At 64.7% G+C, this 12,048-nt stretch carries 7 protein-coding genes; all 7 read right to left on the bottom strand.

Annotated elements, in window-relative coordinates; genetic code table 11:
- Positions 1-85 precede the first annotated feature (85 nt).
- The 7 genes from CAF53_RS17250 to CAF53_RS17220 all read right to left on the bottom strand — a co-directional run bounded on the left by CAF53_RS17250 (position 86) and on the right by CAF53_RS17220 (position 11,934).
- A complete protein-coding gene (locus CAF53_RS17250) occupies positions 86-1,723 on the bottom strand; it encodes a DUF5597 domain-containing protein (RefSeq protein ID WP_157801284.1) in 1,638 nt (545 codons plus the stop codon).
- Complete coding sequence (locus CAF53_RS17245; RefSeq protein ID WP_100238992.1) at positions 1,720-3,192, bottom strand: mannitol dehydrogenase family protein; 1,473 nt, start codon at positions 3,190-3,192, stop codon at positions 1,720-1,722. The genes CAF53_RS17250 and CAF53_RS17245 overlap by 4 nt, the downstream gene beginning before the upstream one ends.
- Positions 3,189-4,601: a glucuronate isomerase gene (gene uxaC, locus CAF53_RS17240; protein ID WP_100238991.1), complete on the bottom strand. Its 1,413-nt coding sequence runs from the start codon at positions 4,599-4,601 to the stop codon at positions 3,189-3,191. Before uxaC ends, CAF53_RS17245 begins: the two co-directional genes overlap by 4 nt.
- Positions 4,598-5,863, bottom strand: coding sequence for an MFS transporter (locus CAF53_RS17235; protein WP_100238990.1), 1,266 nt, complete (start codon positions 5,861-5,863; stop codon positions 4,598-4,600). The genes uxaC and CAF53_RS17235 overlap by 4 nt, the downstream gene beginning before the upstream one ends.
- 148 nt (positions 5,864-6,011) lie before the next feature.
- Positions 6,012-7,223, bottom strand: a complete 1,212-nt coding sequence (gene manD, locus CAF53_RS17230; protein ID WP_100238989.1) for a D-mannonate dehydratase ManD — start codon at positions 7,221-7,223, stop codon at positions 6,012-6,014.
- Positions 7,224-7,237: 14 nt separating this feature from the next.
- On the bottom strand, positions 7,238-9,610 hold the full coding sequence (locus CAF53_RS17225; protein WP_100238988.1) for a glycoside hydrolase family 3 N-terminal domain-containing protein: 2,373 nt from the start codon (positions 9,608-9,610) through the stop codon (positions 7,238-7,240).
- Positions 9,607-11,934 carry a glycoside hydrolase family 3 N-terminal domain-containing protein gene (locus tag CAF53_RS17220; protein WP_100239529.1) on the bottom strand — a complete coding sequence of 776 codons (2,328 nt, stop codon included), beginning with the start codon at positions 11,932-11,934 and terminating at the stop codon, positions 9,607-9,609. Before CAF53_RS17220 ends, CAF53_RS17225 begins: the two co-directional genes overlap by 4 nt.
- Between the last annotated feature and the right edge of the window lie 114 nt (positions 11,935-12,048).

Here is a 12,048-nt window from a genome sequence, read left to right as displayed (position 1 = left end):
CGACTATCCGGTAAGCGTATCTGGTAGCGCTATCAGTTCGCCATTGATAAACCCTGAGTTATTTTTGTCAATCCCTGAAGCCGCTTTATTGGTAACGGTATAAACGTATCTTCTGGATCTGGAATTTCCCAGCCGGCAGGCGGATATGACGACCCTGATGGGTTTGGTCACCGTTCAGCAGCCGCCCTGCGACCCAACGCCCCTGCGCGTCGAATTCACCTTCCCAGGCACTGTCTATTCCCGCAAGACTCGGTCCTGGCCCCAGCGGGGCGAAGGTCACGGTGATACCCTGCCCCGCTATCAGATAATCCTCGGCGCCGGTCTGGATGATTATCCCTCCCGCGTTAGCGGTATCAGGAGTGGCGACGGGTTTTTGAATATCGGCAAAGGCGACTGTGAAACGATAATCGCCGATCTTCTCGGTGATCGGTTCATAGACCAGAGTTTCGTCATACAACGCCTTTGGGCGAAAGGCGGACATGCGCCCCAACCCCTGCGCAGCGAGGATATGGGGGGCAAGCTGCTTCAACAGACCATAGGCTTCGCCCAACGCTCCTGGCTTCTCATCGATCGACTCGATGGAGAAAGGGCCGAAGCCGATCGCATCCAGCTTGCCGATCGCATAAAGGGCATTGCCCGGCACCTGGGGATGGTCGGCATTATTGGCTTCGGGGATGAACAGCGGATTGTCAGGCCGCTTGTAGACGTTCACGATGTCGACGAAGTTGGGAAAATAAATGTCCGGCGCCAGGAAATCGATCGCGGGCGCCCCCGCCTTCCATATATCGATCAGATGCGGCAGCGGCCCGCCGCTCGGATATTCGCCCGGAAGGCGGCCGGGACGATTGAGCGCCACATTGACATACATCGGCATGGCATAGGCCGCCTTGCCCGCACGGGTCAGGGCATCGGCGAAACAGGCATAGTGCCAGGCGGTGAAGATTTCCTCCGCCTGATGGCCAGGGCCGAACACCTCCGCCCATGTTCCTCCGGTCCGGGCGCCCTGTTCCTCCCAGAGCTGCTTCATCTGCGGCACCAGGCTGTCACGATGCTGCTGGAGCCAGTTCATGAGTTCGGCGGGCACCGGCCCCTTGAACGCGGCATCCGCCAGCGGGCCATAGTCGCGCGCGACAGGGAGCATGCCGATCTCATTTTCCACCTGGGTCATGAGCACGGTGTTCTGCCGGTCGTCGACCGTCTTGATATGCGCCATCAACGCAGCAAAGGCCTTCTGGTCCGCCTCCAGCGTGGCGGGTGCCATGGCGGAGAGGATTTCGACGCCCTGCCCATTGGGCAGTTGCGCGCGCGGGAAGCGGACCTGATCGCGCTTCACCCAGCCGGGCACATAGGTCGACATGCTGTTCTTCCACGCTCCGAACCAAAGGAAGACAAGTTTGAGATCATTGGCCCGCGCCTCGCGAATCAGCGCGTCGACCGAGGAAAAGTCGAACCTCCCCTCGACCGGCTCGATCAGTTCCCATGACACCGGGGCCAGCACGGTGTTGAGGTGCATGGCCTTCAGCCGTTTCCAGTGCGGCGCCATATAGGCCGCGCTCGACGCGCTGCTGTTGCCCAGTTCCCCGGCGATCAGCAACATGGGCTTGCCCTGCACGGTGAGTTGGGTGGCGGTGCCCTGCTTCACCAGCCGCGGCGGTTCGGCCTGCGCGGCGGCGGCCAAAGCGAGCGCGGTGAAGGTCGAGCCGATCTTCGCAAACTGCATCATGTCTCTCCGTGGAAGGTCGCGAGCGCGGCAAGGGCGCCCTGCGTTTCGAGGATGGTGAGCCAGCGGACCAGTGCCGCACGGAAGGCGGTATTCGACGCCAATGCGGGCGGAACCACCGCATCGAAGCGGAGGATCGCGGCGACCCGTTCCTCCGTCGTGACCGCATCGGCAAGGCTGGCGGCGATCGCGTCCGCCAATGGATCATCGACCTCATGGACCTGACCGAGATCGTCCTGCCCCGCCTGCCAGCGTACCCAGGCTGCGAAGGCGAGGGACAGCGCCGCGATCCCCTGCCCCGTTCCCAGTCGGGCCATGATCGGCGCGAGCAGCCGCTGGGGCAGTTTCTGCGATCCGTCCATGGCGATCTGACGGGTGCGATGACGCAGCGTGGGATTGTCGAAGCGCGCCATCAGCGCGTCGCGATAGGCCGCGATGTCCAGCTCGGGCGGTGGCGAGAGCGTGGTCTGCGCCTCGTCCCAGAGCGCATCGACGAAGGCGCGCGCCTGCGGCAGGGCCAGCACTTCATGGACATGCTCCATGCCGGCCAGCCCGCCTAGATAGGCGATGCCGCTATGCGCACCGTTGAGCAGGCGCAGCTTCGCCTCTTCCCAAGGGGCGACGGCGGCGGTTAACTGGACGCCGGAACCGAAAGCCGGGCGCGGGCCGCAGAAGCGGTCCTCGATCACCCATTGCAGGAAGGGTTCGGTCTTGACCATCGCCTGGTCCACGATGCCGAAGCGGGTCGTAAGCGCGGCGACATCCTCCCCGGTGGTGGCAGGGACGATGCGATCGACCATGGTCTGGGGAAAGGCGCCCCGTTCCGCTATCCAGTCGGCCAGCGCCGGATCGTGGCGGCGGGCCAGGTCAAGCACCGCACCCCGCAGCCGCGCGCCATTATGCGGCAGATTATCGCAACTGATCGCCGTGAAGGGAGGAAGGCCCGCCGCCTTCCGCATCGCCAGCGCCGCCACCAGATAACCCGGCGCGGTCTGCGGGCGGGCGAGCGAAGCGATGTCGGCGACGAGTTGCGGATCATCCTCGATCAATGCGCCGGTGGCGGGATCAAGCTTATATCCTTTCTCCGTGACGGTCAGCGTGACGATATGCGTGTCGGGCGATGCCAGCGCCTCCAGCAGCGCCCGTGGATCTTCCGGCGCGACGATGACGCGCTGCACGGCGCCGATGATGCGGGCCTGCTCCGACACGCCGTCGCGCACCAACATGGTGTAGAGGCCGTCCTGCGGCGCCATCTGGTCGCGCACCTGCACGGAGCGCAGCGACGCGCCGACAATGCCCCAACGCAGGTCGCCCGCGTTCAGGGCATCGTCGAATATCGCTGCCTGATGGGCGCGGTGGAAGGCGCCGATGCCGAGATGGACGACGCCGCATCGGACCTCCGCCCGGTCATAGGCGGGGCGGACAACATCGGCGGGCAGGCGGTCCAGCGTAGCGGAGGACAGCCGGTTCACAATTTATAAGCCTGTTTCGCCAGGTCATAGGACAGGGAGCGGGCCAGTTCGAAGGCCTCATCCTCCTCCAGCCGGTGCTCCGCGACCAACTGGGCCAGCCAGGCGCAATCCATCCGGCGGGCCACGTCGTGCCGCGCCGGGATCGACAGGAAGGCACGGGTATCGTCGTTGAAGCCGACGGTGTTGTAGAAGCCCGCCGTTTCGGTCACGCGCTCGCGGAAACGGCGCATTCCTTCCGGACTGTCATGGAACCACCAGGGCGGGCCGATCCGGAGCGCGGGATAATGGCCCGCCAGCGGCGCCAGTTCGCGCGAATAGACATCCTCGTCCAGGGTGAAGAGGATCAGCGTCAGGCGCGGATCATTGCCATGGAGGTCCAGCAGCGGCTTCAATGCCCGCACGAACTCACCGGAAACCGGAATATCGCCGCCCTTGTCCCTGCCGAAGCGCGCCAGCACCGCGGCATTATGGCTGCGATGCACGCCGGGATGGAGTTGCATCACCATACCGTCGTCGATCGACATGCGCGCCATCTCCACCAGCATATGGCCGCGGAACAGTTCGGCGTCGCGGCTGCTGACGGGACCGGCGAGCGCCTTGGCATAGAGCGCCTCGATCTCCGTCCGGGGCAGGTGGACGGTGAAGGCGCTCGGATGGCCATGGTCGGTCGAGGTCGCGCCTGCCGCGCGAAAGTCGGCACGGCGCTTTTCATGCGCTCGCAGATAGCCGGCGAAGCTGCCCGCATCCTCCCCCGCCATGGCGCAGAAGGCGCGGACATTGTCGGCGAAGCGGGCTATGTCGGGGTCCATGACCGGGTCGGGGCGATAGGCGGTGATGACCCGCCCTCCCCAGCCCGATTGCCGGATGGCGCGATGATGGTCGAGCGGATCGAGCGGACCTTCGGTGGTCGCGATGACTTCGATATTATAGCGGTCGAACAGGGCGCGTGGCCGGAAATCGGGCGTCTTCAATGCCGCGTCGATGATGTCGTAATAGTGATCGGCCGTCTCCGGCTCCAGCCGCACGTCGATGCCGAACGCCTCGGCAAAGACCCAGTCCAGCCACAGGCGCGACGGCGTGCCGCGGAACAGGTGATAATGGGCGGCAAAGCGGTGCCAGATGGCGCGCGGATCGCTCTCCGTCGCGCTGCCGTCGACGGTCGGCACGCCCAGTTCCTCCAGCTTCACGCCCTGGCTCATCAGCATGCGGAACACATAATGATCCGGCACGATCAGCAGTTCGGACGGATTGGCGAAGGCTGCGTCAGTGGCGAACCAGCGCGGGTCGGTATGGCCATGCGGGCTGATGATGGGCAAATCCTTGACCGTCGCGTGCAAGGCGCGCGCTATGGCACGGGTACGCGGGTCGGACGGAAACAGCCGGTCGGGATGGAGTATGAGAGGCTTCATGAACGAGGTTCCGAAAGAGTGACGGGCGCGTAGCGCGGCGCGATGAGATGGAGGACCAGCAGCGCGATCAGATAGGCGCAGGCCGCGACGATGAAGATCGGCTGGAAGCTGCCGACGCTTTCGAGGATGATGCCCGCGAACTTCGCCATCAACATGCCGCCGACGGCTCCGGACAGGCCGCCCAAGCCCACCACCGACCCCGCCATCCAGCGCGGGAAGAGGTCGCCCGGCAGCGCATAGACATTGGCGGAAAAGCCCTGATGCCCGGCGCAGGCCAGACCGATCAGCCCGACCGCGATCCATAGCGATGGCGCCTGCGCGGCGAAGGCGATGGGCAGGGCGCAGAGCGCGGCGCAGAACATGGCGGTCTTGCGCGCGCGGTTGGTGCTCATGCCCCGGCCCATGAGGCGCGAGGACAGCCAGCCGCCCGTGACCGACCCCACATCCGCCATCAGATAGACGGCGATCAGCGGCGGGCCGAAGTCCATCATCTTCACGCCATATTGCTTGTTGAAGAAGTCGGGCAGCCAGAAGAGGAAGGTCCACCACACCGGATCGATCAGGAAACGGGCCATGATATAGGCCCATGTCTGGCGATGGCGGAACAGGGTGCGCCATTGGACCGGGCGCGGCGGTTCCTGGGGGTCCGCCTCGATCCATGCAAGTTCTTCCGCGCTCAGCCCCTTCTTCTCGCGCGGGCGGCGATAGAAGCCGAGCCATGCCGCGAGCCACACCACCGTCAGCAGGCCGGTCAGGATGAAGGCCCAGCGCCAGCCCAAAGTGACGGCGATGACCGGCACGATCAGCGGCGTCAGGATGGCGCCGACATTGGACCCGGCGTTGAAGATGCCGATGGCGAAGGCGCGTTCCTTCTTCGGGAACCATTCGTTGGTCGCGGCGATGGCGGCGGGGAAGGTTCCCGCCTCCCCGATGGCCAGCGGGATGCGCGCGAAGAGCATCCCCGCCGTCGAGGTGAAGAAGATGTGCATGACATGGCCCGCGGTCCAAAGCCCGACCGCCAGCGCATAGCCCGCGCGCGCGCCGATCCGGTCGATCAGCCGCCCGAAGAAGACATAGGCGATGCCGTAGCCCGCCTGGAACCAGATGGCGAGGTCGGCATAGCCGCTCTCGCTCCAGCCATAGCGGGCCTGGAGATCAGGCTTCAATGTCGGCAGGACCAGCCGGTCGACATAGCTGAGCACCACCGCCGCGAAAAGCAGGCCGCAGACGATCCAGCGGACCCTGCCGGAGGGTTTTGTCATCTCCCTCTCCCCTTGGGAGAGGGAAGAGGCCCGTCGCCGAAGGCGACGGGAAGGGTGAGGGTGAGGTGCAAACCGCCCTCACCCTCCCACCGCTCCGCGGCTCCTTCCCTCTCCCTGCGGGAGAGGGACTGTAGGATCGTCACGAGCATCACCAACTATGCATCGTGCCGTCTTCCAGCCGGTTCACCGGCAGGAAGGCGCGCTTATATTCGTATTTGGTGGCCAGTTCCTCGTCGATATCGACGCCCAGGCCCGGCGCTTCGCCCGGATGCATCATGCCGTTTTCGAAGCTGTAGGCATGGGGGAAGACCGCATCGGTTTCTTCCGTATGCCGCATATATTCCTGAATGCCGAAATTGGGCACGCTGAGGTCGAAATGCAGCGCGGCGGCCATGCAGACCGGCGACAGGTCGGTCGCGCCGTGGCAGCCGGTGCGGACCTGATAGAGATCGGCCAGCGCGGCGATGCGGCGCAAATGGGTGATGCCGCCCGCATGCACCACCGTCGCGCGGATATAGTCGATGAGCTGGTTCTGGATCAGGTCCTTGGCATCCCAGATCGAGTTGAAAATCTCACCCACCGCCAGCGGCGCGGTGGTGTGCTGGCGGATCAGGCGGAACGCTTCCTGATTTTCCGCGGGCGTCGCATCCTCAAGCCAGAAGGGGCGATAAGGCTCCAGATCCTTGCCAAGGCGCCCTGCCTCGATCGGAGTCAGACGGTGATGGATGTCGTGCAGCAGATGCACGTCCCAGCCCAAGGCTTCGCGCGCGGCCTTGAAGAGTTCAGGGACGACGCGAAGATATTTGGACGTGTTCCAGACATTCTCGGTCGGCAGGTCGGCGTCGGCGGGTTCGTAGAAATATTTGTCCTTCGACACGCCATAGGTCGATGCCATGCCGGGAACTCCGCATTGCAAGCGGATCGCCTTGTAACCCTGCGCCTGATATTCCAGCGCGACATTGACCGTATCCTCGATGCTCGTGCCGTTGGCATGGCCATAGACCATCACGCCTTCGCGGCTCGCCCCGCCCAGAAGCTGATAGACCGGCAGACCCGCAATCTTGCCCTTGATGTCCCACAGCGCCATGTCGACCGCGGCGATGGCCGTCATCGTCACCGGCCCGCGCCGCCAATAGGCGCCCTTGTAGAGATATTGCCAGATATCCTCGATCCGGTGCGCGTCGCGCCCGATCAGGCACGGGATGACATGATCGGTGAGATAGCTTGCCACCGACAGTTCGCGGCCGTTGAGCGTTGCATCGCCCAGGCCGCAAATCCCCTCGTCGGTGATGATCTTGAGCGTGACGAAATTGCGGCCGGGACAGGTGACGATGACCTTGGCGTCTATGATCTTGGGCATGGGAACGATCCTGTTCAGATGATTTCAAGCGTCGTTTTCTGGAGATTCTCGCTGTCCGGCCCGGTCATGATGTCGAAGAGGCCGGGTTCGACCACCTCCTCCATGTCGAGGTTCCAAAGAGTGAAGGCGACGGGCGTCAGCGTCAGGCGCACGGTGCGGCTTTCGCCCGGCGCGAGCGTGACGCGTTCGAAGCCCTTCAGTTCCTTGACCGGCCGGGTAACGCTGGCTGTCTGGTCGCGGACATAGAGCTGGACCACCTCATCGCCCGACCTTTGCCCGACATTGCGGACGTCGACCTCCACCGTCACCTCGCCGCCGGTGCCGATGCGCGGCGACGACAGGCGGGGCGGCCCGAATTCGAACTTGGTGTAGCTGAGGCCGAAGCCGAAGGGGAAAAGCGGGGAAATATCCTCGAACACATAGCCACGCCGGGCAGAAGGCTTGCGGTTGTAGAAGATCGGAACCTGCCCCGCATCGCGCGCCACGGTAACGGGCAGCTTCGCGCCGGGGTTGACATCGCCGAACAGGATATCGGCCATGGCGGTGCCGCCCTCCTGCCCCGGATACCAGCACTCCAGCAGCGCATTGGTCCCATCGACCACCGCCGGATAGCTGGGCGGGCGGCCGTTGATCGCGCACACGACCAAGGGCTTGCCCGTGGCTTTCATGGCGGCAAACAGGTCGTTCTGTTCACCCACCAGATCAAGACTGGTGCGGTCACCCAGATGGTTCTTCGCAAAGCCTTCACGACTGGTCTGTTCGGTATCGCCGATGGCGAGCAGGATGATGTCGGCCGTTTTCGCGACCTCGACGGCCTGCGCGATCAGGTCGCGGTTCCTGGCCGGATCGGCCAGCAACACTTCGTCGACGGAGCGATCCTCGCTCTGGGTGATGAAGACGCCCTGCGCATGGACGACCTCCGCCTGTCCCTTGAGCTTCTCGCGCACGCCTTGCAGCAGCGAGACGGCCTGGCGCGGAATGCTGCTATAGCCGCCCAAGCGGGCAATGGCGGCATTGGGACCGATCACCGCGACCCGCTTGTGCGCGCCCGGAGTGAGCGGCAGCGTGCCGTCATTCTTGAGCAGCGCGATCGACCGATGCGCGGCCTTGAGCGCCAGCGCGCGCGCCTGCGCATTGCCGGTCAGCCGGTCATAATCCTTCCTCGGCCAGGGATTTTCGAACAGGCCCGCGCGGAACTTGAGCGTCAGCATCCGGGTGCAGGCCAGATCGACCGCTTGCAGGGGGACTTTTCCGGCGCGGACCTGTTCGACGAGCGTCCGATAGGTCTGGCCATCGGGCAGCTCGCAATCGACGCCCGCCCGCAGTGCGGCACGGGCCGCCGCCTCCGGATCGGGCTGGACATGATGGATGGTGTCGAGTTCGGGCACCGCGCCATAATCGCTGACCACCGCGCCGTCGAAATGCCATTCGCCGCGCAATATGTCGTTCAGCAGCCAGCGGTTCTGGTGCGAGGGGACGCCATCGATTTCATTGTAGGACGGCATGACGGCGGCAATGCCGGTACGCCTCACCACCTCCCGGAAGGGCGGAAAGAAATTCTCGCGCAACTCCCGCTGGGAGATGGGTGCGGGCGCGATATTCTCGCCGCTTTGCGGCTGGCCGTGGCCGGTCATATGCTTGAGCGTCGCCATGACCTTGTCCGGGCCGATCTGCCTGCCATCGCCTTGCAGGCCACGCACGGCGGCGACGCCCATCTCGCCGCAGAGATAGGGGTCTTCGCCGAAAGTCTCCTCGATCCGGCCCCAGCGCGGGTCGCGGGCGATGTCGACCACGGGCGACAGCGCCAGATGCACGCCACGGGCGCGGACCTCGCGGGCGATGACCGACTGGACCTCCTCCATCAACGGGCGGTCGAAGCTGCCCGCAAGGCCGATCGCCATCGGGAACATGGTCGCATCGGTGGCCATATAGCCGTGGAGCGATTCCTCGTGGAACAGCACGGGGATACCGAGCCGCGTTTCCTCCCGCGCCCATTTCTGGACCGCCGTGACGAAGGCCACCGTATCGGCCGGGGTGCGCCAGCGCGCGCCGACGCCGCCGGCCTGGGTCGAGCCATTGGGCGCACCGCGCCTGTCGGAGGGCCGGGTAATCTGACCGAAGCTTTGGGGATAGGCCCTGCTCGCCTTGGCGGGCGAGAAGGTGAGGTCATCCATGATGTCGGCCTTGGTCGCCCAGAGCGCGATGATCTGGCCGACCTTTTCCTCCAGCGTCATGCGTGAGAGAAGGTCCCTGACGCGCAGGTCGATGGGCGCCGACGCATCCTTGTAGAGCGGACCACCCTTCCCTTTTGCAACCGCAGGCGCGGCCGCGATCAACGATGTCGATGCAAGCAGGCCCAGCGCCTGACGACGTGCGAAGCCGCTCATGGCGTCACCGTCAGCGTCGCGGACTGGAGCGCGACCGAACTGTTGCCGGTCATGATCTCGAAATCCCCCGGCTCGACGACGCGATCCATATGATCGTTCCACATTTGCAGCGCTTCCGGCCCGACGATGAAGGTGAGGGTTCGCACTTCGCCAGGTTTCAGCGTCACCCGCTGGAAGCCCTTCAATTCCTTGATCGGGCGCGTGACGGAGCTGACCTTGTCGCGGACATAGAGCTGGACCACCTCATCGCCTTCGCGCTGACCGCTGTTGCGTATATCGACCGAGACGCTGGCGGTTCCGCCAACCCCGATCCTCGTGGCCGACAGGCGCGGCGCCGACAGGGTGAAACTGGTGTAGCTGAGGCCAAAACCGAAGGGATAAAGCGGATCGGTGGTATCGAACAGATAGCCGCGCCGGGCACTGGGCTTGACGTTGTAGAATATCGGCAACTGCCCGACCGAACGCGGCACCGTGACGGGCAGCTTGCCGCCCGGATTGACGTCCCCGAACAGCACGTCCGCCACCGCATTGCCGCCCTGCTCGCCCAGATACCAGCCTTCGAGGATCGCGTTGGCCTGTTCCGATACCTTCACGGTCGAGGCCGGGCGGCCATTGATCAGGACCACGGTGATCGGCTTGCCCAAAGCCTTCAGCGCATCGAACAACTCCTGCTGCTCGCCCACCAGGTCGAGGCTGGGGCGATCCCCCAGATGATTGTCGGCCCAGCCCTCGCGGCTCGACTGTTCCGTGTCGCCCAGCGTCAGCACGATGCGGTCGACGTGGCGCGCGGCCTCCACCGCCTGCGCGATCAACCTGCGGTTTTCGGCGGGGTCGGATTTGGTGACCTTGTCCGCCCACCAGTCGTCATTCTCGGTGATCTTCACCCCCTGCGCGAAGACGATCCTCGCGCGGGCGCCGGCCTTTGCCTTGATCCCCTCCAGGATGGACACTGTATGCGGCGGCTGGCCATAATAGCCGCCCAGTCGCGCCACGGCGGCGCTGGGGCCGATCACCGCAATGGTGCCTTCGGGCTTCAGCGGCAACATGCCATCATTCTTGAGCAGGGTGATCGAGCGCTGCGCCGCCTTCAGCGCCAGCGCGCGCGCCTCCGCATTATTGGTGATCTTCTCCGACGCCGCCGCATCGGCATAGGGATTTTCGAACAGTCCGGCGCGGAACTTCAATTCCAGCATATGCCGCACGGCCCGGTCGACCTGTGCCTCGCTGACCTTGCCCTCGCGCACCAGCTTGCCGAGCGTCGCATAGGACAGGCCGTCGGGCAGGTCCGCATCCACCCCCGCATCCAGCGCGCGGCCGGCCGCCTGCTCCAGACTGCCGGCGATATGGTGGATGCTCATCAACTGGTCGACCGCCGAATAGTCGCTGACCACCGCGCCCTTGAAGCCCCATTCACCGCGCAGCACATCGTGCAGCAGCCAGCGATTGGCATGGGACGGCACGCCGTCGATCTCATTATAGCTGGCCATCACCGCCTCGATCCCGGTGCGCTTCACAACCTGTTCGAAGGGCGGGAAGAAATTCTCGCGCAACTCGCGTTCCGAATAGGGCGCCGGGCCGACATTGGTGCCGCTTTCGGGCTGGCCATGGCCGGTCAGATGCTTGAGCGTGGCAAAGACCTTGCCGGGCGGCAGCAGTCGTGAGCGGCCCTTGCCCTGCAAGCCCTCCACGGCAGCGACGCCCATTTCTCCGACCAGATAGGGGTCTTCGCCGTAGGTTTCCTCGATCCGGCCCCAACGCGGGTCGCGGGCAATGTCGACCACGGGCGAGAGGACGAGACTGACGCCGCGCGAGCGGATTTCGCGGGCGATCACCGCGTTCACCTCACGCACCATGTCCGGGTCCCAGGACGAAGCCATGGCGATCGATTGCGGGAAGCTGGTAGCGCCAACAGCCGCATAGCCATGCAGCCCTTCCTCATGGAAGAGGATCGGGATGCTAAGGCGTGTGCCGGTTGTCGCCCAGCGTTGCAGGGCATTGACCAGGGCGACCGTCTGACGCGGGTTGCGGCCAGGCACTTCGCGCGGGGAAAAGGCACCCTTGGCATCGGAGGGACGCGTGAATTGCCCGATTCCGTGGGGAAAAACTCCGTCGAGCTTCGAAGGGTCGAGTTGCAGCCTGTCATCGAAAATCTTGACCTTATCGGTCCAGACCGCGGTGATCTGGGCGATTTTTTCGTCGAGCGTCATACGCGACAGCAAATCGTCGACACGCGACTCGATGGGCGCCGCCGCATCCTTGTAGAGTGGCTTCGCGGCGTTCGAAGCGGGCACCGCCATGGCAGGCACGCCAGGCATCCCGACCATCAGCGTCAGCGCGGAAGCCGCGCACAACAGCTTGCGAAACCGGATATCCAAACAGCCTCTCCCTTTTTCGGCGGGTCTGAGCTTTTTGCTTGCCCCACCGCAACTGATAGCGTT

The organism is Sphingobium sp. LB126 (genome assembly GCF_002795205.1).
GTDB classification, from domain to species: Bacteria; Pseudomonadota; Alphaproteobacteria; order Sphingomonadales; family Sphingomonadaceae; genus Sphingobium; species Sphingobium chungbukense.
This window is presented reverse-complemented; position numbering and strand designations above follow the sequence as displayed.

Bases quoted from the DNA above. Each gene is read 5' to 3' on its own strand.
- CAF53_RS17250 (WP_157801284.1), bottom strand. From the start codon at position 1,723: ATGATGCAGTTTGCGAAGATCGGCTCGACCTTCACCGCGCTCGCTTTG.
- uxaC (WP_100238991.1), bottom strand. From the start codon at position 4,601: ATGAAGCCTCTCATACTCCATCCCGACCGGCTGTTTCCGTCCGACCCG.
- CAF53_RS17235 (WP_100238990.1), bottom strand. From the start codon at position 5,863: ATGACAAAACCCTCCGGCAGGGTCCGCTGGATCGTCTGCGGCCTGCTT.
- manD (WP_100238989.1), bottom strand. From the start codon at position 7,223: ATGCCCAAGATCATAGACGCCAAGGTCATCGTCACCTGTCCCGGCCGC.
- CAF53_RS17225 (WP_100238988.1), bottom strand. From the start codon at position 9,610: ATGAGCGGCTTCGCACGTCGTCAGGCGCTGGGCCTGCTTGCATCGACA.
- CAF53_RS17220 (WP_100239529.1), bottom strand. From the start codon at position 11,934: ATGGTCGGGATGCCTGGCGTGCCTGCCATGGCGGTGCCCGCTTCGAAC.